The following is a 24606-nucleotide window of genomic DNA, read 5'->3' as shown; positions in this document are numbered from 1 at the left end:
GGCGGATGATCGCCTCGATCTCGTCGCCGGTGCCGACCGGCACCGTCGACTTGGTGACGATCACCGTGAAGCCGTCGATCAGGCCGGCGATCTCCTCGGCGGCGGCGTAGACATAGGACAGGTCTGCATGCCCGTCGCCGCGCCGCGACGGGGTGCCGACGGCGATGAACACCGCGTCGGCCTCGGCCACGGCCTTCGCGGCTTCGGTGTCGAAGTACAGCCGCCCGGCGCGCACGTTCTGCGCGACCAGCAGGTCGAGGCCGGGTTCGAAGATCGGGATGCCGCCGCCCTTGAGGCGTTCGATCTTGCCGGCGTCCTTGTCGATGCAGGTCACCGTGTGGCCGAAGTCGGCGAAGCACGCCCCGCTGACCAGGCCGACGTAGCCTGTCCCAATCATCGCCACGTGCATGAACGGCTTCCCTGCGGGCTATGGAGCGCAAAGCGGCGCTCTGACATACGCCGGCCGCGGCGACAATCGCGCCGCCGCGCCGGCGTCAGATTTCCTGGTTGTACGCGCCGACCTGGGCGCGTTTGCCCAAGCGGGGCTTAACTTCCTCGCGGAACAACGCTCGCATATCGTCCTCCGATTGCGTGCTTTCGACGACCACCACGATCTCCGGCTTGTTGGACGAGGCGCGCACCAGCACCCAGGAGCCGTCCTCCAGCGCCACGCGCACGCCGTTGACGGTGATCAGGTCGATGATCTTGCGGCCCAGGATCCTGGTCCCCGCGTCGCGCAGCGCCGTGTATTCCGCCACCACGTCGTCGACCACGCCGTACTTCACCTCGTCGGCGCAGTGCGGCGACATGGTCAGCGAGGTGTAGGCGACGGGCAGGGCGTGCTTCAGCTCCGACAGCTTCTTGGTCGGGTTGCGGTCGAGCATCGACAGGATCGCCGCGGCCGAGACGATGCCGCAGTCGTAGCCGCGCCCGATCGGCGGGTTGAAAAAGAAGTGGCCGCTCTTCTCGAAGCCGGCCAGCGCGCCCAGCTCGGCGGTCTTGCGCTTGATGTAGCTGTGGCCGGTCTTCCAGTACACGGTGGTCGCGCCGTTGGCGTGCAGGATGGGGTCGGTGGCGAACAGGCCGGTGGACTTCACATCGACCACGAAGGTCGCGTCCTTGTGCAGCGCCGACAGGTCGCGGGCCAGCATCAGCCCGATCTTGTCGGCGAAGATCTCCTCGCCCTCGTCGTCGACCACGCCGCAGCGGTCGCCGTCGCCGTCGAAGCCCAGCGCCAAGTCCGCGCCATGGTCGCGCACCGCTTGGGCCATGGCGTGCAGCATGACGCTGTCCTCGGGGTTGGGATTGTACTTGGGGAAGGTCCAGTCGAGGTCGCAGTCCATCTCGATCACAACGGCGACGCCCATGCGGCGCAGGGCTTCGGGCGCGAAGGCGCCGGCGGTGCCGTTGCCGCAGACGCAGACCACCTTTAGCGGCCGGCTGATGCTGGCGCGCGAGGCTGCATCGGCGATGTAGCGTTCGGCGACACCGTCCACCTGGGTGAGCTTGCCGTCCGGGCGCTCCACCCAGTCGCCGTTCAAGACGATCTCCTTCAGCCGGCCCATCTCCTCGGGCCCGAAGGTAAGGGGACGCTGGGCGCCCATCTTCACCCCGGTCCAGCCGTTCTCATTGTGGCTCGCGGTGACCATGGCGACGCAGGGCGCGTCGAGGTCGAACTGCGCGAAATAGGCGGTTGGGGACAGCGCCAGGCCGATGTCCAGCACCTCGCAGCCCGCGGCGATCAGGCCCAACGTCAGCGCCTGCTTGATGCTCAACGAATAGGATCGGAAGTCGTGGCCGACGACGATGCGCTTCTGGCCGAGCTCGTGGATGTAGGTCCCGAGCCCCATGCCCAGCGCCTGGACGCCAAGCAGGTTGATCTCCGGGCCGAACAGCCAGCGCGCGTCGTACTCGCGAAAGCCGGTCGCCTTGACCAACGGGACGGTTTCGAAAGCGGCGGTGTTGGGGACGAGGTCGGCGCGAGGGACGTGCATCGCTTCTCCGGGGGCAAGATCAGCGGGTTGTTAGAACGCCCCGCGGTTAAGGCCAACCCAACGCTCGGCCGCAAAGCTTGGTTCTGTCCGGCTAGATCACGCCGGCGCGCAGCAGATCGTGGACGTGCAGGATGCCGACGGGCCGGCCGGCTTCGACGACGAACAGCACCGTCACCGCCGGCGCAGGGTCGCTCATGATGGACAGCGCTTCGGCGGCCAGCATGCCGGGCGGGGCGGTCTTGCGCGGGCCGGGCGTCATCACCTCACCCGCCGTCCGCTCCAGCAGGCCGTCGATGTGGCGGCGCAGATCGCCGTCGGTGATCGCCCCCAGCAGGCGGCCGTCCGCATCCTGCACGCCGACCACGCCCCAGCGCTTCTCGGTCATCACCAGCAATGCCTCGCGCATCGAGGCCCCGGAGGCCACCAGCGGCAGTTCGTCGGCCCCATGCATCAGATCTGCGACCGTGCGCAGCATGGCCCCCAGCTTGCCGCCCGGGTGGAACACGCGAAAATCCGACGGAGCGAAACCCCGGCGCTCCAACAGGGCGACAGCTAGCGCGTCGCCCAGGGCGATCTGCAGGGTGGTCGAGGTGGTGGGCGCATTCAGTTCGTCGGCGGCCTCAGGCGCGTCGACCAGTTGTAGGACGATGTTCGCCGCGCGGCCCAGCGCGCTGTCGGGCCGCGCGGTCAAAGCGATCAGCGGGATCTTGAAGCGCGAGGCGTAGGCCAGCACGTCGGCCAGCTCCCGCGTCTCGCCGGTCTTGGACAGCGCCAGGATCACGTCGTCCTCGCCGATCATGCCGAGGTCGCCGTGGCTGGCCTCGGTGGCGTGGACGAACATGGCGTTGCTGCCGGTGGACGCGAAGGTTGCGGCGATCTTGCGCGCTACATGGCCGGACTTGCCGATGCCGGTGCAGATGATCCGCCCCTTCGCGGCGTAGAGCACGTCGACGGCGACGGCGAACGCCTCGCCCAGGGCGTCGGCCTGGGTCCGAAGGGCGTCAGCTTCGGCGGTGAGCACCCGGCGGCCGATGGCGATGGCTTCGGAAGGGGTCATTGCGAAGGCGCGATCGCCTCGGTCTGCAACTCCCGCACCGCCTGACGGGCGCGCTCCATGCGCCGCACCGCCGAATCGGTCGCCTTCTGCATGGCGGCCTTCATCTCCGGCGTGCGCTGCACCGGCGTGTGGCCGAAGGGCGCGGGCGAGCGGTCGCCGAGGCCTTGCGGCCACACCAGCGCCAGCGCGATGACGCCGGCGGCGAGCGCGCCCAGGATCGGCAGATAGAGGCGGTCTAGCATGGCGCACGGTATAGCCGCTCCGTGCAGCTCAGGCCAAGCGCGCCGCGCGCGCCGCGCTTGACGCCGGCCTTTCGCCGCCCTAGCGCCAGTCGGACCCGAAGCCCAGGAGGATCCCGCCTTGCCGAAGCTCGTGCTGCTGCGCCACGGCCAGAGCCGCTGGAATCTTGAGGACAAATTCACCGGCTGGGTCGACGTCGACCTGACTCCGGAAGGCGAGGCGCAGGCGCGCAAGGGCGGCGAGCTGATCAAGGCCGCGGGCCTGTCCTTCGACCGCTGCTTCACCTCGGTGCTGACGCGCGCGATCCGCACATCGTGGCTGGCGCTTGCCGCCGCCGGGCAGGCTTATGTGCCTGAGGTCAAGGACTGGCGGTTGAACGAACGGCACTATGGCGGCCTCACCGGGCTCAACAAGACCGACACCGCGGCGAAGTTCGGCGCCGAACAGGTCAAGGTCTGGCGCAGATCCTACGACGTCCCGCCGCCGCCCCTCGCGGCTGGAGGCGAGTTCGATTTCGCAGCCGACCGCCGCTACGCCGGCGCGCCCGTGCCCGATACCGAGAGCCTGAAGACGACCCTGGAACGCGTCGAGCCCTATTGGAGCGCCGAGATCGCGCCGAAGCTCGTCGCGGGCGAGACCCTGCTGATCGCCGCCCACGGCAATTCCCTGCGCGCCATCGTCAAGCTGCTGTACGGGCTGGACGACGTGGCGATCATCGGCGTCGAGATCCCGACCGGCAATCCGCTGCTGATCGAGCTCGACGCCCAGCTTCGTCCGGTGGCGGCCCGCTATCTCGACCAAGGCCGCGCCGAGGCCTTGCCCGCCGCGGCATGAGCGCGCTCGACGAGGACCTGATGCGCCGCGCCATCGACCTGGCGCGCGCCGTCGTCGGGAACACCGGCGACAATCCGGCGGTGGGTTGCGTCGTGGCGCTGGACGGCCAGGTGGTGGGCGAGGGCGCCACCGCGCCAGGCGGCAGGCCCCACGCAGAAGAGCGTGCGCTGAAACAGGCCGGCGACAGGGCGCGCGGCGCCGTCGCCTATGTCACCATGGAGCCTTGCGGCGCCCGCTCGGCGGGCGGCCGCAGTTGCGCCGAGCGGATGATCGGCGCCGGTGTCTCCCGGGTCGTGGTGGCGTCCGAGGATCCGTCGACCTTCGCCGGCGGCAAAGGCCTGGCGCGCCTGAGGGCGGCCGGCGTGATGCTCGACCTGGGGTTGTTGGCTGACGAGGCGGCCAGCCTCTATTCCAGCTACACGCCCGCGGGAAAAGCCGGCCCGCCGGCCTAAGTCCACGAAATACGTCGTTAATCTGCGCGGCCTAGGCTGTTGGTGAATCCCTCGTTCACTAAGTTCAAATCCATGTCCGCATCCCCCGCGACCGCCACCTCTTCCAGGCGCCTGACCCAGGCCGAAGTGGATGTCATCTGCGCCAAGCACGACCGGCTGTGGACGTCCAAGCCGGGCGGCGCACGCGCCGTCTTCGCGTGGAAGGACCTTTCCGGTCTGGATCTGCGTGGGCGCAATCTCTGCGACGCCGACTTCACCGGCGCCTGTCTCGCCGACTGCCGCATGCAGGGCGCGCGCCTGGACCACGCCACGCTATTCGGAACCGACCTGCAGAACGCCCAGATGCAGGAGGTCTCGCTTCGCCGTGCCGATCTGCGCGGCTCCTGCCTGCGCGGGGCGAATCTGAGCGGTGCCGACATGTTCGAGGCCGACCTGCGCGAAGGCGCCATCGCCGCCGTCGACAAGGAGAAGGGCCTGCGGATGCTTGAGGCCGTCAGCCGCCCGGGCCAGGCCCAGGGCGCGATCCTCGCCGGCGCCAACCTGGAGCGCTCCAGGCTGTCCGGCGTCATGGCCGTACGCGCCGATTTCACCGACGCGGTGATGAAGGACGCCAAGCTGGTGCGGGCCAATCTGAAGCAGGCGACCATGACCGGCGCGAACCTCGCCGGCGCGGATCTGTCGGGCGCCGATCTCGCCGGCGCGGATCTGCGCGACTGCATCCTTGTGGGCGCCCGCACCCAATCGTGGAACGTCAGCGACGCCAACATGGCCGGCGTGCTGACCGATCAACCGATGGGCACGGCGGTCGACGACATGCCCTACCAGGCGATGATCCGCGATCACGCCCTGTGGTGCGAGACTGGAGGCGCGGAGGGCAAACCCTCGGTGTTCGACAACGCCGACCTGCGCACGCTGGAGTCGATCCGCGGCTACAACCTGACCGCCCTATCGGCCAAGGGCGCGGTGTTCTACGGCCTCGACATGGAGGGCGTGCAACTGCAAGGCGCACACCTGGAGGGCGCCGACCTGCGGGCCTGCAACCTGCGGCGGGCCGACCTGCGCGGCGCGCGCCTGCTGGGTGTGAAGCTGGGGGGAGCGGATCTGCGCGACGCCCAGATGGGGCCGCTGTTGCTTGGCGCCGACCGCGTGCTGCCCTGCGACCTTACGGGCGCGAGCCTCAAGGCCGCAGATCTTGCACGCGCCGATCTGCGCCAGGCGCTGCTGGTCGGCGCCGATCTTTCGCGCGCCAACTTCACCAACGCGGTGCTCAAGCAGGCCAACCTCAGCGGCGCCGTACGCGAGGGTTCGCGCGGCCTGGACGGCGCGATCTGACGCTGCGCGAAGCTGCGCATTAATCCTTTCGTCTCTCCTGAGACCTACGTTCTGCGACTGACCATTCGCTGTCCGGGGAGGGATCCGAATTGACCGCCACCGCCGCCCTGTCCGGCCGCCGCCGCCTGTCCGCGGGCGACCTGGAGATGATCCTTTCAGCCCATGAGAAGCTGATCGCGGGACGTCCAGGCGGTAAGCGCGCGTCGCTGCGATTCGCCGACTTCTCGGGCATGGACCTGTCGGGCCGCAACCTGTCGGACGCCGATCTCTCCGCCTCGGTGTTCGAGGGCGCCAAGCTGGTCGGCACGAACTTCACCCGCGCCAACCTGTTCGGCTGCGACCTGCGCAAGGCCAACCTGCGTCGCGCGATCCTGGTGCGCGCCGACATGCGCGGCGCGTGCCTGAGCGGCGCTGACCTCAGCGAGGCCGACCTTACCCAGGCCGACTTCCGCGAGGGCCAGGTGGCGGTTCCACACCCCAGCCGCGGCCTGGCCTCAGTGCGCCACGAGACGCGCAGCGGGGAGATGGACCACGCCAACCTCGCCGGCGCGACGCTCGACGGCTCGCAACTCGACGGCGTCTCCGCCTTCGCCGCCGATTTCTCCGACTGCTCGCTGAGGGGCGCCAAGCTATCCGGCGCGAACCTCAAGGAAGCCAACCTGTCCGGCGCATTGCTGGAGGGCGCCGAGATCGGCGGGGCGAACCTGGAGGGCGCGAACCTGACGGGCGCCGTGCTCACCGGCGTGAACATCGCCGGCGCGCGGATGTCAGGCGCCAAGATGGGCGGCAGCCTGTCTGCGCCCACGCCCGAGGTGGTCGCCCGCGCCGAGCAACTGTTCGATATGGCCGCCGCCCACCAGGCTTGGTGCCGGACCGGCGGAAAGGAAGGTGCGGCGGCCGTGCTCGACGGCGAGGACCTGCGTTCGCTGGCCGGGCGCCTGAAGGGCTTCCGGATGACCGCGATCAGCGCCCGCAACGCCTGCATGGTCGACCTGGACCTGAGCGGCGCGCAATTGCAGGGCGCCAATCTGGAAGGTGCGGATCTGCGCGGCGCGCGGCTGTGCGACGCCGACCTGCGCGGCGCCAGGCTCTCCGGCGCCAACCTCACCAAAGCCGACCTGCGTTCGGTGATACTCGGCGCGCTGCCTTTGGGTCCCGATCGCACCGCGCCCGGCGCGTTGCAGCAGGCCCGGATGCGCTATGTCCGCGCCCAGGCCGCCGACATGACCGGCGCGATCCTCGACGGCGCCGACCTCGCCGGCTGCGACCTCACCGGCGCGCGGATGAAGGGCGCCAGCCTGCGCGGCGCCGAATATGCCGCCGCCATCGGCCTCGACGTGGCCTTGGGCGTCGCCTGACCGGCACGAAAAAAGGGCGACGCCCAGCGGCGCCGCCCTCCAGTCCGATCTTCAGGTGTGGGCCTGGGATTAGGCCGCCTGCTCACCCTCGATCAGGGTCGATTGACCGGTGCTGATCTCGATCCGGCGCGGCTTCAGCGACTCGGGCAACTCGCGGCGCAGGCTGATCGACAGCAGGCCGTCGGCGAGCGCGGCTTCCGTCACCACCACATAATCCGCGAGCTGGAAGCGGCGATCGAAGTTCCGCTCGGCCAGGCCGCGATGCAGATAGCGGCGCGGCTCGTCGTTAGCCGCCTTGCGGCCCTGTACGGTCAGCAGGTTCTCCTTGACCTCGATGTTCAGCTCTTCCGGACGGAAGCCCGCCACCGCGATCTCGACGCGGTAGGCGTTCTCGTCGGTGCGTTCGATGTTGTACGGCGGATAGCCGGTGGCGGCGTCGGACGCCGCAGTCTGCAGCAGATCGGCGACACGGTCGAAACCAACGACGGAGCGGTAAAGGGGGGAGAAATCAAGCGTACGCATGTGAGACGAATCCTTCTTGGCTTAAGCAAGGTTTCAGACGCGGGCAGGGCGAGCCGAAACGGCCTCGCCAATGACCCGGAAGGCCCGGAATTCCAGCACCTTCCAGCTCCAGATGGGTGATGAACAGCGGTGTTCAAGAGGCCTCGGAATGGCGAAATCAGCGCGCCCCCGGCTTGCAACCGCACACTCCTGCTCTAGGCTCGCGCCCGCCGACTTCGTACTGCGAACGCCCTTTGCGAGGATCCCCGAGATGTCCCAAACCCTGCTGGCTTCCGTCCTGGCCGCCGTCGCGGCGATGGCGCTCGCTGCGCCGTCGCAAGCCGCGGACGCGGCCCTCGCCGCAGCCGTCGCAAGTCCCGACCGTTCGGAAAAGGCCGTGGCCCGCGATGGCGCCCGCCACCCGCTGGAGAGCCTGACCTTCTGGGGTCTCGCGCCGAAGCAGACGATCATCGAGATCTCGCCGGGCGACGGTTACTGGGCGGAGATCCTCGCGCCCTACGCCAAGGCGACCGGCGGGGCCTATGTGGCCGGCGTCGCCGACCTCGACAATCCGGCACTCTCGGAAGGCGCACGCAAAGGTCGCGCGACCTTCGAGGCCAAGTTCGCCGACCCCGCCAAATACGGCAAGATCACCAGCGTCGGCTTCGGTCCGGTCTCCAAGCCGCTGGGCGCGCCGGGCTCGGCTGACGTCGTCCTCACCGCGCGCAACATCCACAACTGGATGTGGCAGCCCGGCTATCTCGACAAGGCGATGGGCGACTTCTACGCGGTGCTCAAGCCCGGCGGCGTCCTGGCGGTGGAGGAGCATCGCGCCGATCCCCGGCCGCAGGTGGCCGAGGCGCGCGACGGCTATGTAGCGACGGCTTCGGTGGTCGCCGCCGCCGAGAAAGCCGGCTTCAAGCTGGACGCCAGCTCCGAGATCAACGCCAACCCCAAGGACACCAAGGACCATCCGTTCGGGGTCTGGACCCTGCCGCCGTCGAAGCAGAGCGCGCCCGCGGGCAAGCCCGCCGATCCAACCTTCGACCGCAGCAAATACGACGCCATCGGCGAGAGCGACCGCATGACCCTGCGCTTCCGCAAACCGGGGTGAGCGCCTTGCGCCGCCCCGTCGCGCGCCGTGCCGTGCTGCTGGGCGCGCTGGGCCTGGCGGCATGTGGGCGGAGCGCCAAACCCGCCGACGCGCCGAAGATTGCGGAATCTACCGGCGCAATGACCCTGGAGGACGCGGTCGCCGGCGCCTGGCGCACGCCGGCGGACAAGGCCCGCGACGCCGCCCGCCACCCCGTGGACAGCCTGCGCTTCTGGGGCCTGGCTCCGGGACAGACGGTGGTCGAGTTCTGGCCCGGCTCCGGCTGGTACACCGACATCCTCGCGCCTTATCTGGCGGCGAACAACGGAACGCTCCGCGCGGCGAACTTGGAACTGCGCGAGCCAGCCGACCCCTCGACGCGTGAGGTCGTCGACGCCTATCGGAGGCGTTTCGAAGCCGATCCCAAGCTATATGGCCGGATCCAGTTCACCGCCTTTGGACCGACCAGCGGCCCGGTGGCGCCTGCCGCGAGCGCGGACCTCGTGCTGTTTCTGCGCAACGTCCACAACTGGATGGCCGCGGGCCTCGCCGAAAAGGCGTTCCGCGACGCTTTCGCCGCACTGAAGCCCGGCGGCATGCTGGGCGTGGAAGAGCATCGCGCCGCGCCTGGCGGTGTCCAGGACCCGCTCGCCGCCGATGGTTATGTCCAGCAAGCGTACATGACCCAGCTCGCCAGTGAGGCAGGCTTCGCAGCCGACGGGGCCAGCGAGGTCAACGCCAATCCCAAGGACACCCGAGACCATCCTTTCGGCGTCTGGACCCTGCCCCCCGTGCGTCGCTCGTCTCCGCGCGGCCAGCCGGACGACCCGTCGTTCGATCATGCGAGGTACGACGCCATCGGCGAAAGCGACCGGATGACGCTGCGGTTCGTGAAGCCGCGCTAAGGCCCTATAGTCGACGCCGATGGTGCGTCTCGGAGGCTGGTGTGGCGAGCGTGGACGAATTGGCGGCGAGGATCCGCGGCGCGATGGGCGAGGGACCGTGCCTGGACGCCTCGGTGCTGCTCGATCTGCGTGGCGAAGGCGTGATCCACGTCGCCGGCGTCGAGGTCACCACCGAGCAAGCCCCCGCCGATCTGACCGTTAGCGTCAGCCGCGCCGACCTGCAGGCGCTGGGCCGCGGCGAACTGGATCCGGTGCGCGCGATGATGAGCGGTCGGCTGAAGCTCTCCGACATGGGGCTGGCGATGAAGCTGCAGCCGCAGATCCAGGCGCTGTTCGCGCGGTCGGTCTAGGGCGGATGGCCGAGGCTGCGCCGCTGATCGCCACGCCTGCGGCGCCGATCCCTCCGGGCGGTGGCGCGGAATGGGTCAAGGCCGCCGACGGCGCGCGCTTGCGGGTCGCGCTGTTCGCTCCATCTGGGGAGGCCCGCGGGACGGTGGTGCTCAGCGGCGGCCGCACCGAGCCCATCGAGAAATATTTCGAGGTGATCGGTGAACTGCTCGGGCGCGGCTTCGCAGTCCTGGCTCACGACTGGCGCGGGCAGGGGCTGTCCGACCGCTTCCTGCCGGACCGGCTGAAGGGCCACGCGACCAGCTACCAGACCTTCCTGGACGACTACGCCGCGATGCTCGACGCATTCGAGGCGAGGGCCCCAAAGCCGTGGATCGCGCTCGGCCACTCGATGGGCGGCTGTCTGGCGCTGATGGCGCTGGCGGCCGGACAGGCGCCGCGATTCGCCGCCGCCGTCCTCTCGGCGCCGATGCTCGGACTGCGGACGCCGCTGGGCAAGCACTTGGCCGGGGCGCTCGCGCGGCTGTTCCGCCAGATCGGGAGAGGCGACGGCTACATGCTGCGCTACGGCGGCAAACCGTTCGACGCGGCGTTCGCCGGCAATCCCCTGACCCATGACGAAGCGCGGTTCGCCCGCCACCGCGCGCAGATCGACGCCTGCCCGGACCTGGCGCTGGGCGGCGTCACCTGGGGTTGGCTGGCCTTCGCCTTCATCGCCATGAGCTGGCTGGAACGCAGCGCCAACCTGGCCGGCGTCGCCATCCCGGTGGTGATCGTCCAAGCGCAGGAGGATTCGATCGTCGATCCCGCGTCGCAGCGGGCCGCGGTCTCGAACCTTCCGAAAGGCCGTCTGGTCGTAGCGCCGCGTTCGCGCCACGAGATCCTGATGGAGACCGACGATCGCCGCGCCGCTTTTTGGGCGGCGTTCGACGAGGTCGCAGCCGCGGTCGCTTAGGTCGCCGAGCGCCTGAGCGCGACCAGGGCTTCGTCCAGGCAGGCGCGGTCGCCGGCGATCACCACCTGGCCGCCATCGGAGCCCAGCGGGTCGCCGCGCCAGTCGGTGATCAGCCCGCCCGCGCCCTCGATTAGCGGGATCGCCGCCTCGATGTCCCAGGAATTGATCCCCGCGCCTTCCACCAGCAGGTCGATCGTGCCGGCCGCGACCATGGCGTAGCCGTACGAATCCAGCCCCAGGCGCACCACGCGGGCTGCGTTGCGCAACTGGCGCCACGCGCCCCGCTCGGCGCCGTCGAAATAGGTGTCGGGATCGGTGGTGGTGATGGTCGCCTGCGTCAGGTGCGGGCAGGGCCGCACCTTCAGAGCGCGCTCGCCGTGGCGGCCGATCATCCGCGAGCCGCCCGCGTGGCCCAGGTAGAGCTCTTCGAGAAACGGTTGGCCGACGGAGCCCAGCACCGGGCGACCTTCGTGGCGCAGGGCGATGAGGGTGCACCACAGCGGTAGGCCGGCGATGAACGCGCGGGTCCCGTCCACCGGATCCAACACCCAGACGAATTCGCTGTCGGGGCGGTCCTCGCCGTATTCCTCGCCGATCACCCCGTGATCGGGATAGCGCGCGGCGATGAGCTGACGGATCGCGGCCTCCGCGCCCTTGTCGGCGGCGGTGACCGGATCGAACCCCGCCTTGCCCAGGGCGAGGTTTTTGTTCTCCATCCCGTGTTCGGCGCGGAACAGCGGCAGGATCACCTCGGAAGAGGCGCGGTTCAGCTCGACGATGAAGCCGTCGAGCTCGGCGAGGGTGTCGGGCGCGAGCATGCGCCCATCTCTAGCCGTGCGGCCGGCGACAGGGAACGGCCCCCGTGCGCCGGCGCGCAAAGCGCGTTCAGCCGGCGTCGGTCTCTCCGTGCAGAGACTTGGCGAGGTCCAGCAGGCGGCGGCGGGGCCGTTCGCTGAGCTGGTAGTAGGCGCGGATCAGGTCGAGCGTCTCCTTGCGCGCGAACACCTCGCCCGCGGGTTCCTTCTCGGCGTGCAGCGCGCGCTCGGCTTCCGACAGGCCGTCGTAGAAGTAGCCGACCGGCACTTCCAGGGCCTCGGAGAGCTGCCACAGACGCGCGGCGGAGATGCGGTTCGCGCCGCACTCATACTTCTGGATCTGCTGGAAGCGAACGCCGCAGGAACCGGCCAGCTGCTGCTGGGTCAGGCCCAGCAGGCGGCGGCGCCGACGCAGGCGCTTGCCGAGGTGAACGTCGATGTCATTGCCCATGGGATCCATCGCCCCTCTCAATGTCTGTCTGCGTCCCAGGTCGGGACAGCCTGCGCGGTTCGGGGCAAGTCGCGCGCCAAGCGAATTCGCCCAGGCGTTGCGCGGGGCGGCGTGGCGCCCCTAGTAGAGAGGCATGGCGAACCGGCCCTCGATCGCGCAGGACCTGCTCTGGCGGCTGGAGGCCGTGGGCTTCGACGTGCTGACCGCGCTGGCCCGGATCTTCCCCATCGACATGGTTTCGGACGCCGGCGCCTGGGCGTTCCAGCGGCTGGGGCCGCTGACAAGCGCGCACCGCGTCGCCGAGACCAACCTGCGCATCGTCTTCCCCGAAGCCCCCGACGCGGAGATCGCACGCCTGCTGCGCGCCCAGTGGGCGGCGGCCGGGCGCTGGGCCGCGGAGTTCCCGATCCTCGACCGGATCATCGCCGATCCATCCCGCGTCGAGCTGGTCAATGGCGAGCGCCTGGCTCAGATCGCCCGTGACAGCGAGCCCGTGGTGTTCATCTCGGGTCACTTCTCCAGTTTCGAGATCATGCCGGCGTCGATCATCCATGCCGGCGTCATTTGCCAGGTGACCTACCGGGCGACCAACAACCCCTACGTGGACGCACGCATCCGCAAGAGCCGCTGGCGCTACGGCGTGCGGCTGTTCGCGCCGAAGGGCGGTGACGGCGCTCGCGAACTGCTCGAGGCGCTAGGTCGGGGCGAGTCCGTGGCGCTGATGAACGACCAGAAGTTCAACGGCGGTGTCGCGGCTCCGCTGTTCGGCGTCACCGCCCATACTGCGCCCGGACCCTCGCGCCTTGCCCTGCGGTTCGGCGCGGCGCTGCAGCCGATGTCGGTTCAGCGCAAGGACAAGGCCCGCTTTCGGGTCGTCGTTCACGATCCGATCCGGCTGGAAAGCACCGGCGACCGCACCGCCGACATCGAGACCGGCGTCGGCCGGGTCAACGCCTTCATCGAAGAACGCATCCGCGAGCGTCCCGAGGAGTGGTTCTGGGTCCACAAGCGCTGGCCCAACGAGATCTACAAGCGTCGCTGAGGGCGCGTTTCACCGTTTGGTGACGGCTCCGCATCTAAGGTGTCCATCGTCGCCCCGGCGGTGGAGAATGCATGCGCAAGCCGGGCGAAGCCCCGTCGATCACTCTCGACACGATCGTGCGCGTGGCGCCGCTGAGCCTGCTGGCGCTCGAGATCGCCTTCCTTTGCGCCGGCCTTCAGCAGCATGCCTGGCTGACGGATGCGGCCGGCGCGCCGCTGTGCCGCGACTTCAGCGTCTTCTGGGCGTCGGGCCGGCTGGCGGGCCAGGGCATGGCCGCGGCCACCTACGACTGGCCCAGCGTCCAGGCGATGCTGGTAAGGGAGGGACTGCCGCGCGACTGCAACCTGCCGATGTTCTATCCGCCCTCGATGCTGCTGCTGGTGACGCCGTTCGGCCAGCTGCCCTACGCCTGGGCCGGCGCGCTGTGGATCGCCGTGACGCTCACGGCTTTCACCGCCGCAGTACGCCTCGCCACAGGGCGCAACCACGACATGACGCTCGCGCTTGCGGCGCCGGCGGCGCTGGCCTGCGTCATGGTCGGCCAGAACGGCCTGCTCACCGCCGCGCTCGCGGTGGCGGGCCTGGCGCTGCTGGATCGTCGCCCGGTGCTGGCCGGCGTCCTGCTGGGATTGATGGCCTACAAGCCTCACTTCGGCGTGCTGCTGCCGTTGGTGCTGATGGCGACTGGGCGGTGGCGCGCTTTCGCCGGGGCGGCGGCGAGCGCGATTTGCGGCGCAATGCTCGCAGGCCTCGCTTTCGGCTGGTCGTCGTATCCGCTGTTCCTGCACGCGATGCACGCGGGCGGCGAAAAGGTCATCCAGGCCGGCGTGCTGGAGGCCTACAAGCAGCAGAGCGCATACGCCCTGGTTCACGCGCTGGGCGGCGGGACGGCGAGCGCCTGGGCCGCGCAAGGGCTCGCGTCAGCCGCTGTTGCGCTGGGCGTGGTCTGGGTATGGCGTTCGCCGGCCTCGTTCCATTGCCGATTAGCCGCCCTGCTGACAGGCCTGCTGGCGGCGTCGCCCTATAGCTGGGTCTATGATTTTCCGTTGTACGCGGCGGCGGCCATCCTGCTGCTCAGCGAGCCTCGGACCAAGCCGCATCCGTTCGATACGGCGTGCGTGATCGCCGCCTATATGGCGCCGCTGGCGTACGGCCACCTGCCGATCCCGATCGGACCGTTCATCGCTCTGCTGCTGGCCGCGCCGATCGCGCGGCGCTCAGCGGCGGCGGATCAGGGATTGGTTTCCTTCCACCGGGCCAGGGCCTCGGCGGGACCGGCATAGGCTTCCTGCAGCACGGGGCTCCAGTAGCGCAGGGCGTCGAGCGGGATCATCGCGCCGCTGACCGCGCAGCGGACGAAACGGCCAGGCTTCAGGACGGCGAACTCGCCGTCGCCGTAGTGCAGGGTCGCCAGATCGGCGCCCGCGAAATCGCGATCATGTGCGTTCATCCCGGACAATGTAGCGCGCCGCAGGCGATCAGAACAGGTCGCCCTGATCAGCGGCGCCTCTGGGCCGCGCGGCGGGGCGTTGCGGCCGCGTCGAGCCAGGCGCGATTGCTGCCGCGTCGGCGTCGATCACCGCGCTGCGGGCGGTGTCGCTGAACACCAGGCGCACGGCCTCGCCGGACGCAAGCGATGCGCCGGAGCGCACCAGGCCGCCGTCGGCGCGATGGACGCGGGCGAAGCCGCGCTGCATGGGCAGGTCGGGATTCACCGCGGCGTAGAGCTTGCCCAGGCTGGCCAGCCGCTCGGTGGTCCGCGCCAGGCCGCGCTGGAACGCCGGCGTCAGGCGCACGGCCAACCTGTCCAGCCGCTCCTGCTGGACACGCTGCGGACGCTGGAGCAGCAGCGGGCTAAGCCGCGCGGCCACCCGCGTCAGGGCGTGCTCGTGGGCGGTGGCGTTCTTCTCCAGGCCGGCGGCGAGGCGGCTGGCGGCGAGATTGAAGCGCTGGGCGGCGAATTCAACCTGGTCCAGGGCGCGCGTGAGGCTGCGGCCAGCCGCCGTGACCCTGGTGCGGCGATCCTCCAGCACCCGGCCGCCGCAGCGATGCATCCGTGCGCCGAGGTCGGCCACGGCGGCTCGCAGTTCCGCCAGCACCGGCGTCGCCATCTCAGCCGCGCCCGTCGGCGTCGGCGCGCGACGGTCGGAGACGAAGTCGATCAAGGTGGTGTCGGTCTCGTGGCCCACGGCGCTGATCAGCGGGATGTCCGCGGCGACCACGGCGCGAGCCAGCGCCTCGTCGTTGAACGCCCAGAGATCCTCCACCGACCCGCCGCCGCGCGCCACGATCAGCACGTCAGGGCGCATGCCGCAGTTCGCATCCATGGCGCAGAAGCCTTCGATCGCCGCGCGGACCTGGGCCGCAGCCTGCTCGCCCTGGACCACCACCGGCCAGACGATCACCCGGCAGGGCCAGCGTTCGCGGATCCGGTGCAGGATATCGCGGATCACTACGCCGGTGGGGCTGGTGATGACGCCCACGATCGCCGGCGGCGAGGGCAGCGGACGTTTTCGCGAGCTTTCGAACAGGCCCTCGGCGCTCAGCCGCGCCTTCAGGCGCTCAAGCTGGGCCAGCAGCGCGCCGACGCCAGCCGCCTCCATGGTCTCGATGACGATCTGATAGCGCGATCCGGCCGGGTAGGCGGTGATCTTCCCGGTGACGATGACCTCGAGGCCCTGCTCGGGGCGCACGCCCAGGCCGCGCACCGAACCTTTCCAGACGACGCCGTCGATCGCCGCGCGCTCGTCCTTGAGCGTCAGGTAGACGTGGCCGTTGGAGTGGTGGGTGACCTTGGAAATCTCGCCGCGCAGGCGAACGAAGCCGTAGGCGTCCTCCAGCGTGCGCTTCAGCGCGAACGCCAGCTCCGAGACCGAATAGGCCTGGACGTTGGACTGCGGGTCGGCGGCGACGTCGCTCATGGCCTCAACATAGGCGATTTGCGAGTCGCCGCCCAACCTGCGTGGTCGTCAGATGTAGCGGCGCAGCGACCGGGCGAGGTCGTTAGGGCCCGAACGCTTGCGCGATTGCGCCGGCTGGTAAGCGACGCTGGCGTGTTCGCCGCAATAGGGGCCGTCGGTCTGGCGTCGCCCGCAGAAGGTGAAGTTGTCCGACGACGGATCGCCGATCGGCCATTTGCACATGTGCGCGCCGAGCGTCAGCACGGTGGCCGAACCCGGAGCCTCATCGATCACCCGCACGGGCAACGGCGTCGGCGCAGAGGCCTGGGCGGTGACCGGTTCGGCGATGCGGCGCGGCTGCGACGGCGCTTGCGCGGCCGGACGCTGGGCTCTGGGCGGCTTGAAGGCTGGACGTGCAGGCTTCGAAGGCGTCGCGCGCCCGGAGAGCCCCAGGCGGTGGACCTTGCCGATCACCGCATTGCGGGTCACCCCGCCGAGTTGCTTGGCGATCTGGCTCGCGGACAAGCCGTCCTGCCAGAGCCGCTTGAGCGTATCGACGCGCTCATCTGTCCAACCCATCTTCGCCTCCACCGCGTTGATCGACCCCCGCAGCGCCCGCACGCCTCATGGGGATCAACATCTTGTGCCGCCTCAGGCTTGCACCTGTCAGCAGCCACTAGATATCGTAACCAAACGCTTAAGGGCCACAATAGGCGCCCCGCTCTTCGTCCACAGGAACTACATATAGCGTCAGTGCGCCGCACCCTTGCGGCCGGCGCCCGATTGGGGGCATTCAGACAGCCATGAAGCACGAGCCGGTCGAAGCCGCGGTCCCTCCCGTTCCGCGCGACTACCACGGGATCAACTGGGCTGGGTTCCGCACGCTGTACATGCGTGAGGTGCGCCGATTCTGGAAGGTGGGCGGGCAGACGCTGGCCGCGCCCGTGGTCACGGCGCTGCTCTACATGATGGTGTTCGTGGTCGCCGCCCAGGGCGCTCGGCCGCCGGTGCATGGCACGCCGTTCTCCACCTTCGTGGCGCCCGGCCTGATCATGATGTCCATCCTCAACAACGCCTTCGCCAACTCGTCGTCCAGCCTGCTTCAATCCAAGATGAACGGTCTGATGGGCGATTTCCTGACACCGCCGCTGACGCCGATGGAGCATGTGGCGGCGTTCTCGCTGGGTGGCGCCACGCGCGGCGTGCTGGTGGGCGCGGTCACCTGGATGGCGGTGCTGCCGTTCACGCGGCTGCCGATCGCGCACCCCTGGGCGATCCTCTACTTCGGCGGCGGCGCGGCGCTCATCCTGTCGCTGCTGGGCATCATGGCCGGCCTGTGGTCGGAGAAGTTCGACCACATGGCCGTGGTCACCAACTTCATCGTCATGCCGATGACCTTCCTGTCGGGCACCTTCTATCTGGTCGAGAGGCTGCCGGAGCCGTTCCGCACGGCCAGCCACTACAACCCGTTCTTCTATCTGATCGACGGCTTCCGATATGGCTTCATCGGCCATGCGGAAGGTTCGCTCGTGGCCGGTGTGGGCATGACCGCGGGGCTGATGGTGTTCTGCGCCTGCGTCAGCCTGTGGATGTTCGAGACGGGCTACAAGATCAAGACCTGAGACCGCGCTGCAGACCGCGCGATTGACAGACCCCGGCCAGGGGCAGAAAAGTCGCCGCCTTTTCGGGTCCCCGCCGCGACGCGGCGGGGATGTTTCGCTATTGGAGGGCATCTCCGTGACCGAGTCAGCCGCGCCCGTTCCGCCCGATCATCTGCTGGGCGTCTACACCCGAACGCCGCTGAACTTCGAGCGCGGCGAGGGCGTGCACCTCTACACCACCGATGGTGAGCAGTACCTCGATTGCCTGGCCGGCATCGCGGTGAACGCGCTGGGCCACGCCAATCCCAAGCTGGTGCAGGTGCTCAAGGACCAGGCCGAAAAGCTGTGGCACGTGTCCAACATCTTCACGATCCCGGGCCAGGAGGCGCTGGCCAAGCGCCTGACCGACGCCACCTTCGCCGACGTGGTGTTCTTCACCAACTCGGGCACCGAGGCGGTGGAATGCGCGATCAAGACCGCGCGCAAGTACCATTGGGCCAAGGGCGACGCTGAGCGGGTCGACATCATCGGTTTCGACGGCTCGTTCCACGGCCGCAGCCTGGCGGCGGTCAACGCCTCGGGCAACGCCAGCTACCTGGAGGGATTCGGCCCCCGCATGCCGGGATTCCTGCAGTTGCCGTTCGGCGACATGGACGCCCTGCGCGCCGCGGTCGGCCCGACGACGGCGGCGATCATCATCGAGCCCGTGCAGGGCGAGGGCGGCGCCCGTTCGCTGTCGTCCGAGGCGCTGCGCGACCTGCGCACGATCTGCGACGAGGCCGGCGCCCTGCTGATCTACGACGAGATCCAGTGCGGACTGTCGCGCACCGGCAAGCTGTTCGCCTACGAGTGGGCGGACGGCGCCGAGCCTGACATCATGTGCATCGCCAAGGCCCTGGGCGGCGGCTTCCCGGTCGGCGCATGCCTGGCCACCGCCGAGGCCGGCAGCGGCATGGCGTTCGGCTCGCACGGCTCCACCTACGGCGGCAATCCGCTGGCGATGGCGGTCGGCCTGGCCGCGTTCGAAGAGCTGACCAGGCCGGAGCTGCTGGCCCACGTGCGCGACGTGGCGGGCTACTTCGTTCAACAGCTGGAGGGTCTGAAGGACCGCTACCCCGACGTGGTCCTCGACATCCGCGGCAAGGGTCTGCTGATCGGCATCAAGCTCGCGACGCCGAACCGCGAGTTCATGCAGCACGCCCGTGATCAGCACCTGCTGGTGGCCGGCGGCGGCGACAACTGCGTGCGGCTGCTTCCGCCCCTGATCATCACCACCGAGGAAGCCAGCGACGCCATCGCCCGGCTGGAGCGCGCCTGTCAGGCCGCCCAGGCGCACGCCAAGGCGGCCGCTTGAAGTCGATGGCTGAGCCGAGGCATTTCATCGATCTGTGGCGGCTCGCGCCGTCCGACCTGCGCGCCATCCTGGATGATGCACGCGCCCGCAAGGCCGCGCGCAAAGGCTGGCCGCAGGGGCGTGTGGACGCTGACGCGCCTGGCGCCGAGCGGACGCTGGCGATGATCTTCCAGAAGAACTCGACCCGCACCCGCTTCTCGTTCGACGCGGCGATGCGCCAGCTCGGCGGCGACGTGATCATCTCCACGGCCGCGGACATGCAATTGGGGCGCGGCGAGACGGTCGCCGACACCGCCATGGTGCTCTCGCGCATGGTCGATGCGGTGATGATCCGCGCCAACAGCCACGACGACGTCGAGGAGTTTGCCCGCGTCGCCAGCGTGCCGGTGATCAACGGCCTCACCGACCGTAGCCACCCGTGCCAGATCCTGGCCAACTTCCTGACCATCGAGGAGCGGTTCGGCTCGATCGACGGCAAGGTGCTGGCCTGGGTCGGCGACGGCAACAATGTCTGCTCCAGCTTCATCCACGCGGCGGCGGCGTTCAATTTCGAGCTTCGCATCGCCGCGCCCGCGGCCTACGGGCCGAACGCCGTGGATCTCGCGCGCACCGCCGAGCGCCAGGGCCGGGTGGAGGTCACCGACGATCCGCGTGCGGCCGTCGCCGGCGCCGATGCGGTGATCACCGACACCTGGGTGTCCATGGGCGACACCGACCACGACGCGCGTCTTGCGGCGCTGGGGCCGTATCAGGTCGACGCAGGCCTGATGGCGCTGGCGGCTCCGCACGCGATCTTCATGCACGACCTGCCCGCCCACCGCGGCGAGGAAGTGACCGCCGAGGTTTTCGACGGCCCGCGCAGCACGGTGTGGGACGAGGCGGAGAACCGCATCCACGCGCAAAAGTCGGTGCTGGCCTGGTGCTTCGACCGACTGGGCAAGGTTTGAGGCGCTTCGGCTGCGGCTGAACGTCTGGCTCGCATCACAGCGCCTGGCCCCCTATATCGGCGCCATGTCATCAGAAAACCTCTCCGACGACCTGGTCGCGGCCTTCCAGATCGAGGGCGAGCCGGTGCGAGGGCGCCTCGTCCGGCTGGGCGACGCCGTCGACCAGATCATCAACGGCCACGCCTACCCTGAGCCGGTGGCCAACCTGCTGGGCGAGGCCTGCGCGCTGGCCGCGCTGGTGGGGTCCAGCCTGAAGTTTGACGGTCGGCTGATCGTCCAGGCCCAGGGCGACGGTCCGGTGCGCTATGTGGTCGCCGACTATGACGCCAGCGGCGCGTTGCGCGGCTACTGCCGCTTCGATCCCGAGGCGGTGTCGAAGATCGAGAAGGGTTTCGTTCGTCCCGGCGCGCGCAGCCTGCTGGGGCAGGGGATCTTCATCATGACCCTCGACCAGGGGCCCGACACCGAGCGCTACCAGGGCGTGACGCCGATCGAGGGCGAGACCCTGGCTCTGTGCGCCGAACAGTATTTCGCCCAGTCCGAACAGACCCCCACCCGTGTGCGCTTGGCGGTCGGGCAGGCCGACAGCGGCGAGGGTCCGCACTGGCGGGCCGGCGGCGTGCTGATCCAGAACATCGCCGAGGACGAGGCCCGCGGCCCCACGGCCGAGGCCTGGACGCGCACCCAGGCGCTGTTCGAGACGCTCGGCGAGGACGAGCTGATCGACCCGCTGCTGGCGTCCAACCAGCTTCTCTATCGCTTGTTCCACGAAGACGGCGTGCGGGTGTTCGGCTCGACGGCGCTGAAGGCGTCGTGCCGCTGTTCGCAGGAGCGGATCATGGGCGTGCTCCGCTCGTTCGCCGCCGAGGAGCGCGCCGACATGGTCGAGCCGGACGGCAAGATCCGCGTCACCTGCGAGTACTGCAGTCGGGTCTACGCCGTCGAGCCGGGCGAGCTGGAAAGCGCCGTCGGCTAGGCGGCGTCCAGCGCGCGGCTGACGTCGCGGATCAGGTCGTTCGGGCCCTCCAGGCCGACGCTCATCCGCACCCATCCCTCGGTCAGGCCAATGGCCAGGCGATCCTCTTCCGACAAAGAGCGGTGCGTGGTCGTCGAGGGATGGGTGGCCATCGACTTGGCGTCGCCGAGATTGTTAGAGATGTCGACGATCTGCAGCGCATCCAGGAAGCGCCAGGCCGCCTCGCGCGAGCCCAGATCGAAGGCCAGCACGTTGCCGCCGCCGGTCATCTGGTTGGCGATCACCGCGGCCTGCGGATGGTCGGGGCGACCGCAATAGACGGTCTTCAAAGATTTGCGGTGATCGGCGACCACGTCGGCGACCTTGCCGGCGTTCTCGGTCTGGCGGCGAACCCGCAGCTCCAGGGTCTCCAGGCCCTTCAGCAGCACCCAGCTGTTGAACGGCGACAAGGCGGGACCAGTGTGGCGCAGGATGTCGCGATAGGACTCCTGCATGAACTCGGCGTTTCCAAGGATCGCCCCACCGAGCACACGCCCCTGACCGTCGATGTGCTTTGTCGCGGAATAGACGACGATGTCGGCGCCCAGCACCAGGGGCTTCTGGAAGATCGGCGTGGCGAACACATTGTCGACCACCAGCCGCGCGCCGGCCTCATGCGCGATCGCGGCGACCGCGCCGACCGACGCCACCTCCAGCAGCGGGTTGGCCGGGCTTTCGATGAAGAAGGCCTTGGTGTTGGGGCGCACCGCGGCGCGCCAGGCCTCCAGGTCGGTGGCGTCGACGAAGGTGGTCTCTACGCCGAAACGCGGCAGCCATTCGGCGATGATCCAGCGGCACGAGCCGAACAGCGCTCGGCCCGCCACCAGATGGTCGCCGGCGCGCAGCAGCCCGGTGAGTGCGGCGTGCACCGCCGCCATGCCCGACGCCGTCGCGCGGCAGGCTTCCGCGCCTTCCAGCAGCGCCAGCCGGTCCTCGAACATCTGCGTCGTCGGATTGCCGAACCGCTGGTAGATGAAGCCGGGCTCGTCGCCGGAGAACCGGGCGTCGGCCGCGCCGGCGCTCTCGTAGGCGAAGCTCTGGGTGAGGAACAGCGCTTCGCTGATCTCGCCGTAGGGGCTGCGTGCCAGGCCGCCGCGCACCAGGCGGGTTTCGACTTCCCAATCGCGCGGATCTTCGGACATCTGGGGCCTCTTGGTCTCAATGGAGGCGGCATGAACGGCGCCCGAGGGTGTCCGGTCAAGCCTTCGCGGGGTCATCCTTCGCTTGCCAGACTCAAGGGTGGAAGCGAGTGTCGCGGCGATGACCAAGGCCCTGAGCGCAGGCATTCTGCCCTGCCAATCCATCGACGCCTTGATCGGCGAGCGCGCGATCACCGCGCAGACGCCGTTCGACGCCGACCAGGTGCAGCCGGCGAGCCTGGACCTGCGCCTGGGCGCGCGGGTCTGGCGGGTGCGCGCCTCCTTCCTGCCGGGCGTCGGGCGCACCGTCGCCGAGCGGATGGTCGATGTGGCCATGCACGAGCTGGACCTGACGCGTGGCGCGGTGCTGGAGCGCGGCTGCGTCTACATCGCCGAGTTGCAGGAGCGGCTGGCTCTGCCGATCGGCGTCTCGGCGCGGGCCTACCAGTATAGCTCCACGGGGCGGATCGACGTATTCGTGCGCCTGCTGACCGATCACAGCCGCGCCTTCGACGACGTCATCGCCGGCTACTCGGGCCCGATCTATGCGGAGATCGCGCCGCAGACCTTCTCGGTGCTGGCGCGCTACGGCACGCGCCTGAACCAGCTGCGACTGAAGCGCGGCGCGCCGGAGCGGCTGTCGGTGCGCAACGTCGGCGTCGACCTTGCCGACGGGCTGGCGGGGTTCCGCGCGCGGCGCCACGCCGGCGTCATCGACCTGGACCTGGAGGACGGCCACGACCCGCGCGACTTCTGGGAGCCGCTGGTTCCGCGCCGCGGAGAGCTGCTGCTGGACCCCGGCGAGTTCTACATCCTGGCGTCCAAGGAGGCGGTGGAGATCCCCGTCCTGCAGGCGGCCGAGATGACCCCGATCGACCCGTCGGTGGGCGAGTTCCGCGTCCACTACGCGGGTTTCTTCGATCCCGGCTTCGGCACAGAGGAGACCCAGGCCTCAGGGTCTCGCGGCGTGCTCGAGGTTCGCAGCCATGAGACGCCGTTCCTGCTGGAGGACGGCCAGACGGTGGCGCGCCTGGTCTATGAACCACTCACCGATCGTCCGACACGCCTCTACGGAGATCAGGGCTCGCACTACCAGCGGCAGGGCCTGAAACTGTCCAAGCACTTCAGCGACTGGACCGGCTGATCGCCGCGCGGCACAGGGCCGCGCGCAGAGAAAAGCCCGGCCCCGCGGGTTGCGGGGCCGGGCTTCTGTTCGCTCGTATCCGTCAGTTCAGACCCGGGGGTCCTGGCTCGGATCCCAGGCCCAGTACTTGGCCACCGCGCCGCCATCGACCCGCAGGTCCATGCCGGTGATCATCGAGGCGTCGTCCGAGCAGAGGAAGGCCGCGGCCTTGCCGTAGTCGCTGGGCTTTGGCAGCCGCTGCATCGGCACCAGGCGCATGAAGTTGCTCATGCCCTGCGCCTGGCCGGGCGGTTGCGGCGGCACTTCACGCCCCCACGCCGCTGCACGCTCGCGCGATTCCGACGAGTCGGTCGCGGTGGGCGTCAGGCCGTTGACCCGGATGCCGTACTTGGCGAGTTCCATGGCCACCGAGTTGGTGAAGTTCTTCATCCCCATCTTCGACGTGGAGTAGGCCACGTTGCCGGGCTGGCCCTGGTGGCCGGCCGTCGAGATGATGTTGATGATCTTGCCCTGGGTCTTACGCTCGACCATGGCGGTGGCGACGTACTTGGTGAACAGGAACGAGCCGTCGAGGATGACGCCGGTCTGCGCCTGCCACTCCGCGTACGGCATGTTCAGCACGCCCTTCTGGTTAAAGAAGGCCGCGTTGTTCACCAGGATGTCGATCTTGCCGAACTCCTTGAGTGCGGCGTCGACCGTGGCCTTGACCTGAGCCTCGTCGGTGACGTCGCAAACCAGGCCGATCGCCTTGCCGCCGTTCTTGTTGATGTAAGCCGCGCAGTCGTTGGCGTTCTCGGGACGGGAATCCACCGCCACGATGATCGCGCCTTCGGCCGCAAGGCCGTCGACGATGCCGCCGCCGATGTTCGGGCTGGTGCCCGTGACCAGAGCGACTTGGTCCTTAAGTTTCATTGTCCGACCCTCTTGGAGTGTTTTTGTTGTTTTTGACGACTAGGCCGGCGGCGCGATCAGGAAGGCCTTCGACGAATTGAAGATCCAGGTGTCGACGAAGCCGGTTTGCTGCGGCTTGCGCTTCAGCTCGCTCATTACGCCCATCAGCGGGCTCCAGTTGAGGATCTCCTGCTGGCCGCGATCTTCGACTTCCTTGCCCGTGAGCTGGGTCCAGGGC

At 69.2% G+C, this 24606-nt stretch carries 26 protein-coding genes and 1 pseudogene; 15 read left to right on the top strand and 12 right to left on the bottom strand.

Translation table 11 applies throughout. The features are described from left to right. From Q8M88_RS04750 to Q8M88_RS04735, 4 genes and pseudogenes are all read right to left on the bottom strand, one after another. Nucleotides 1-409 (bottom strand): annotated as a pseudogene (locus tag Q8M88_RS04750) (UDP-glucose 6-dehydrogenase); the annotation flags it as partial. A gap of 85 nt (nucleotides 410-494) precedes the next feature. Further along, nucleotides 495-1994: a phosphomannomutase/phosphoglucomutase gene (locus Q8M88_RS04745; RefSeq protein WP_305595097.1), complete on the bottom strand. Its 1500-nt coding sequence runs from the start codon at nucleotides 1992-1994 to the stop codon at nucleotides 495-497. Nucleotides 1995-2085: 91 nt separating this feature from the next. Next, nucleotides 2086-3051: an SIS domain-containing protein gene (locus Q8M88_RS04740; RefSeq protein WP_305595096.1), complete on the bottom strand. Its 966-nt coding sequence runs from the start codon at nucleotides 3049-3051 to the stop codon at nucleotides 2086-2088. After that, a complete protein-coding gene (locus Q8M88_RS04735) occupies nucleotides 3048-3293 on the bottom strand; it encodes a hypothetical protein (RefSeq protein WP_305595095.1) in 246 nt (81 codons plus the stop codon). The genes Q8M88_RS04740 and Q8M88_RS04735 overlap by 4 nt, the downstream gene beginning before the upstream one ends. Before the next feature lie 118 nt (nucleotides 3294-3411). On the opposite strand from Q8M88_RS04735, the gene gpmA reads away from it, so the two are divergent. The 4 genes from gpmA to Q8M88_RS04715 all read left to right on the top strand — a co-directional run bounded on the left by gpmA (nucleotide 3412) and on the right by Q8M88_RS04715 (nucleotide 7267). Next, nucleotides 3412-4125: a 2,3-diphosphoglycerate-dependent phosphoglycerate mutase gene (gene gpmA, locus Q8M88_RS04730; protein ID WP_305595094.1), complete on the top strand. Its 714-nt coding sequence runs from the start codon at nucleotides 3412-3414 to the stop codon at nucleotides 4123-4125. Continuing rightward, the gene (locus Q8M88_RS04725) at nucleotides 4122-4577 is read left to right on the top strand and encodes a bifunctional diaminohydroxyphosphoribosylaminopyrimidine deaminase/5-amino-6-(5-phosphoribosylamino)uracil reductase RibD (RefSeq protein WP_305595093.1); all 456 of its coding nucleotides are present in this window, start codon (nucleotides 4122-4124) and stop codon (nucleotides 4575-4577) included. The genes gpmA and Q8M88_RS04725 overlap by 4 nt, the downstream gene beginning before the upstream one ends. 72 nt (nucleotides 4578-4649) lie before the next feature. Continuing rightward, on the top strand, nucleotides 4650-5909 hold the full coding sequence (locus Q8M88_RS04720) for a pentapeptide repeat-containing protein (RefSeq protein ID WP_305595092.1): 1260 nt from the start codon (nucleotides 4650-4652) through the stop codon (nucleotides 5907-5909). Nucleotides 5910-5998: 89 nt separating this feature from the next. Beyond that, nucleotides 5999-7267 (top strand): pentapeptide repeat-containing protein, encoded by a 1269-nt coding sequence (locus tag Q8M88_RS04715; protein WP_371132628.1) that lies wholly within the window; start codon nucleotides 5999-6001, stop codon nucleotides 7265-7267. Between the two features lie 69 nt (nucleotides 7268-7336). Here Q8M88_RS04715 and Q8M88_RS04705 read toward each other — a convergent pair whose 3' ends face one another. Next, nucleotides 7337-7789, bottom strand: coding sequence for an Hsp20 family protein (locus Q8M88_RS04705; RefSeq protein WP_305595091.1), 453 nt, complete (start codon nucleotides 7787-7789; stop codon nucleotides 7337-7339). Nucleotides 7790-8039: 250 nt separating this feature from the next. Here Q8M88_RS04705 and Q8M88_RS04700 point away from each other — a divergent pair, with 250 nt between their 5' ends. From Q8M88_RS04700 to Q8M88_RS04685, 4 genes are read left to right on the top strand one after another with little or no spacing between them, the layout of a single operon-like run. Further along, the gene (locus tag Q8M88_RS04700) at nucleotides 8040-8882 is read left to right on the top strand and encodes a class I SAM-dependent methyltransferase (RefSeq protein WP_305595090.1); all 843 of its coding nucleotides are present in this window, start codon (nucleotides 8040-8042) and stop codon (nucleotides 8880-8882) included. A gap of 5 nt (nucleotides 8883-8887) precedes the next feature. After that, nucleotides 8888-9766, top strand: coding sequence for a class I SAM-dependent methyltransferase (locus tag Q8M88_RS04695; protein ID WP_305595089.1), 879 nt, complete (start codon nucleotides 8888-8890; stop codon nucleotides 9764-9766). Nucleotides 9767-9807: 41 nt separating this feature from the next. Next, nucleotides 9808-10116, top strand: a complete 309-nt coding sequence (locus tag Q8M88_RS04690; protein WP_305595088.1) for an SCP2 sterol-binding domain-containing protein — start codon at nucleotides 9808-9810, stop codon at nucleotides 10114-10116. 5 nt (nucleotides 10117-10121) lie between these two features. Further along, a complete protein-coding gene (locus Q8M88_RS04685) occupies nucleotides 10122-11069 on the top strand; it encodes an alpha/beta fold hydrolase (RefSeq protein ID WP_305595087.1) in 948 nt (315 codons plus the stop codon). Here Q8M88_RS04685 and hisN read toward each other — a convergent pair. After that, on the bottom strand, nucleotides 11066-11887 hold the full coding sequence (hisN, locus tag Q8M88_RS04680) for a histidinol-phosphatase (RefSeq protein WP_305595086.1): 822 nt from the start codon (nucleotides 11885-11887) through the stop codon (nucleotides 11066-11068). The two genes, Q8M88_RS04685 and hisN, sit on opposite strands and share 4 nt — an antisense overlap. Before the next feature lie 67 nt (nucleotides 11888-11954). Beyond that, entirely contained in the window at nucleotides 11955-12344 is a 390-nt protein-coding gene (locus tag Q8M88_RS04675) for a helix-turn-helix domain-containing protein (RefSeq protein ID WP_305595085.1), read from the bottom strand. A 124-nt stretch (nucleotides 12345-12468) separates the two neighbouring features. On the opposite strand from Q8M88_RS04675, the gene Q8M88_RS04670 reads away from it, so the two are divergent. Then, the gene (locus Q8M88_RS04670; protein ID WP_305595084.1) at nucleotides 12469-13377 is read left to right on the top strand and encodes a lysophospholipid acyltransferase family protein; all 909 of its coding nucleotides are present in this window, start codon (nucleotides 12469-12471) and stop codon (nucleotides 13375-13377) included. 71 nt (nucleotides 13378-13448) lie between these two features. Next, nucleotides 13449-14660, top strand: coding sequence for a glycosyltransferase family 87 protein (locus Q8M88_RS04665; RefSeq protein ID WP_305595083.1), 1212 nt, complete (start codon nucleotides 13449-13451; stop codon nucleotides 14658-14660). Here the strand turns inward: Q8M88_RS04665 and Q8M88_RS04660 are convergent. From Q8M88_RS04660 to Q8M88_RS04650, 3 genes are read right to left on the bottom strand one after another with little or no spacing between them, the layout of a single operon-like run. Next, nucleotides 14609-14827, bottom strand: a complete 219-nt coding sequence (locus Q8M88_RS04660) for a DUF2093 domain-containing protein (protein WP_305595082.1) — start codon at nucleotides 14825-14827, stop codon at nucleotides 14609-14611. The genes Q8M88_RS04665 and Q8M88_RS04660 overlap by 52 nt on opposite strands. Before the next feature lie 28 nt (nucleotides 14828-14855). Continuing rightward, on the bottom strand, nucleotides 14856-16298 hold the full coding sequence (xseA, locus tag Q8M88_RS04655; protein WP_305595081.1) for an exodeoxyribonuclease VII large subunit: 1443 nt from the start codon (nucleotides 16296-16298) through the stop codon (nucleotides 14856-14858). Between the two features lie 48 nt (nucleotides 16299-16346). Continuing rightward, entirely contained in the window at nucleotides 16347-16856 is a 510-nt protein-coding gene (locus tag Q8M88_RS04650; RefSeq protein WP_305595080.1) for a GcrA family cell cycle regulator, read from the bottom strand. A 224-nt stretch (nucleotides 16857-17080) separates the two neighbouring features. Between Q8M88_RS04650 and Q8M88_RS04645 the strand changes: the two genes are divergently transcribed. The 4 genes from Q8M88_RS04645 to Q8M88_RS04630 all read left to right on the top strand — a co-directional run bounded on the left by Q8M88_RS04645 (nucleotide 17081) and on the right by Q8M88_RS04630 (nucleotide 21155). Beyond that, nucleotides 17081-17899 carry an ABC transporter permease gene (locus tag Q8M88_RS04645; RefSeq protein ID WP_305595079.1) on the top strand — a complete coding sequence of 273 codons (819 nt, stop codon included), beginning with the start codon at nucleotides 17081-17083 and terminating at the stop codon, nucleotides 17897-17899. A gap of 115 nt (nucleotides 17900-18014) precedes the next feature. Continuing rightward, nucleotides 18015-19232: an aspartate aminotransferase family protein gene (locus tag Q8M88_RS04640; protein WP_305595078.1), complete on the top strand. Its 1218-nt coding sequence runs from the start codon at nucleotides 18015-18017 to the stop codon at nucleotides 19230-19232. 5 nt (nucleotides 19233-19237) lie between these two features. Beyond that, complete coding sequence (gene argF, locus Q8M88_RS04635; RefSeq protein ID WP_305595098.1) at nucleotides 19238-20179, top strand: ornithine carbamoyltransferase; 942 nt, start codon at nucleotides 19238-19240, stop codon at nucleotides 20177-20179. Between the two features lie 64 nt (nucleotides 20180-20243). Then, nucleotides 20244-21155 carry an Hsp33 family molecular chaperone gene (locus tag Q8M88_RS04630; RefSeq protein ID WP_305595077.1) on the top strand — a complete coding sequence of 304 codons (912 nt, stop codon included), beginning with the start codon at nucleotides 20244-20246 and terminating at the stop codon, nucleotides 21153-21155. On the opposite strand, the gene metZ is transcribed toward Q8M88_RS04630, so the two are convergent. Beyond that, nucleotides 21152-22336, bottom strand: coding sequence for an O-succinylhomoserine sulfhydrylase (metZ, locus tag Q8M88_RS04625; protein WP_305595076.1), 1185 nt, complete (start codon nucleotides 22334-22336; stop codon nucleotides 21152-21154). The genes Q8M88_RS04630 and metZ overlap by 4 nt on opposite strands. Before the next feature lie 118 nt (nucleotides 22337-22454). On the opposite strand from metZ, the gene Q8M88_RS04620 reads away from it, so the two are divergent. Next, nucleotides 22455-23477, top strand: a complete 1023-nt coding sequence (locus tag Q8M88_RS04620) for a 2'-deoxycytidine 5'-triphosphate deaminase (protein ID WP_305595075.1) — start codon at nucleotides 22455-22457, stop codon at nucleotides 23475-23477. Nucleotides 23478-23564: 87 nt separating this feature from the next. Here the strand turns inward: Q8M88_RS04620 and Q8M88_RS04615 are convergent, their stop codons facing one another. Further along, a complete protein-coding gene (locus Q8M88_RS04615) occupies nucleotides 23565-24389 on the bottom strand; it encodes an SDR family NAD(P)-dependent oxidoreductase (RefSeq protein ID WP_305595074.1) in 825 nt (274 codons plus the stop codon). Nucleotides 24390-24606: the final 217 nt, after the last annotated feature.

The organism is Phenylobacterium sp., from assembly GCF_030693805.1.
In the GTDB taxonomy this organism is placed as follows: Bacteria; Pseudomonadota; Alphaproteobacteria; order Caulobacterales; family Caulobacteraceae; genus Phenylobacterium.
This window is presented reverse-complemented; position numbering and strand designations above follow the sequence as displayed.

What these genes read in the sequence shown, in the direction of transcription:
- Q8M88_RS04670 (WP_305595084.1), top strand. Translation starts at nt 12,469, where the DNA reads ATGGCGAACCGGCCCTCGATCGCGCAGGACCTGCTCTGGCGGCTGGAG.
- hisN (WP_305595086.1), bottom strand. Translation starts at nt 11,887, where the DNA reads ATGCTCGCGCCCGACACCCTCGCCGAGCTCGACGGCTTCATCGTCGAG.
- Q8M88_RS04725 (WP_305595093.1), top strand. Translation starts at nt 4,122, where the DNA reads ATGAGCGCGCTCGACGAGGACCTGATGCGCCGCGCCATCGACCTGGCG.
- Q8M88_RS04630 (WP_305595077.1), top strand. Translation starts at nt 20,244, where the DNA reads ATGTCATCAGAAAACCTCTCCGACGACCTGGTCGCGGCCTTCCAGATC.
- Q8M88_RS04705 (WP_305595091.1), bottom strand. Translation starts at nt 7,789, where the DNA reads ATGCGTACGCTTGATTTCTCCCCCCTTTACCGCTCCGTCGTTGGTTTC.
- argF (WP_305595098.1), top strand. Translation starts at nt 19,238, where the DNA reads ATGGCTGAGCCGAGGCATTTCATCGATCTGTGGCGGCTCGCGCCGTCC.
- Q8M88_RS04615 (WP_305595074.1), bottom strand. Translation starts at nt 24,389, where the DNA reads ATGAAACTTAAGGACCAAGTCGCTCTGGTCACGGGCACCAGCCCGAAC.
- Q8M88_RS04745 (WP_305595097.1), bottom strand. Translation starts at nt 1,994, where the DNA reads ATGCACGTCCCTCGCGCCGACCTCGTCCCCAACACCGCCGCTTTCGAA.
- Q8M88_RS04720 (WP_305595092.1), top strand. Translation starts at nt 4,650, where the DNA reads ATGTCCGCATCCCCCGCGACCGCCACCTCTTCCAGGCGCCTGACCCAG.
- Q8M88_RS04675 (WP_305595085.1), bottom strand. Translation starts at nt 12,344, where the DNA reads ATGGATCCCATGGGCAATGACATCGACGTTCACCTCGGCAAGCGCCTG.
- Q8M88_RS04685 (WP_305595087.1), top strand. Translation starts at nt 10,122, where the DNA reads ATGGCCGAGGCTGCGCCGCTGATCGCCACGCCTGCGGCGCCGATCCCT.
- Q8M88_RS04700 (WP_305595090.1), top strand. Translation starts at nt 8,040, where the DNA reads ATGTCCCAAACCCTGCTGGCTTCCGTCCTGGCCGCCGTCGCGGCGATG.
- Q8M88_RS04660 (WP_305595082.1), bottom strand. Translation starts at nt 14,827, where the DNA reads ATGAACGCACATGATCGCGATTTCGCGGGCGCCGATCTGGCGACCCTG.
- Q8M88_RS04735 (WP_305595095.1), bottom strand. Translation starts at nt 3,293, where the DNA reads ATGCTAGACCGCCTCTATCTGCCGATCCTGGGCGCGCTCGCCGCCGGC.
- Q8M88_RS04650 (WP_305595080.1), bottom strand. Translation starts at nt 16,856, where the DNA reads ATGGGTTGGACAGATGAGCGCGTCGATACGCTCAAGCGGCTCTGGCAG.
- metZ (WP_305595076.1), bottom strand. Translation starts at nt 22,336, where the DNA reads ATGTCCGAAGATCCGCGCGATTGGGAAGTCGAAACCCGCCTGGTGCGC.
- xseA (WP_305595081.1), bottom strand. Translation starts at nt 16,298, where the DNA reads ATGAGCGACGTCGCCGCCGACCCGCAGTCCAACGTCCAGGCCTATTCG.
- Q8M88_RS04620 (WP_305595075.1), top strand. Translation starts at nt 22,455, where the DNA reads ATGACCAAGGCCCTGAGCGCAGGCATTCTGCCCTGCCAATCCATCGAC.
- Q8M88_RS04740 (WP_305595096.1), bottom strand. Translation starts at nt 3,051, where the DNA reads ATGACCCCTTCCGAAGCCATCGCCATCGGCCGCCGGGTGCTCACCGCC.
- Q8M88_RS04645 (WP_305595079.1), top strand. Translation starts at nt 17,081, where the DNA reads ATGAAGCACGAGCCGGTCGAAGCCGCGGTCCCTCCCGTTCCGCGCGAC.
- Q8M88_RS04665 (WP_305595083.1), top strand. Translation starts at nt 13,449, where the DNA reads ATGCGCAAGCCGGGCGAAGCCCCGTCGATCACTCTCGACACGATCGTG.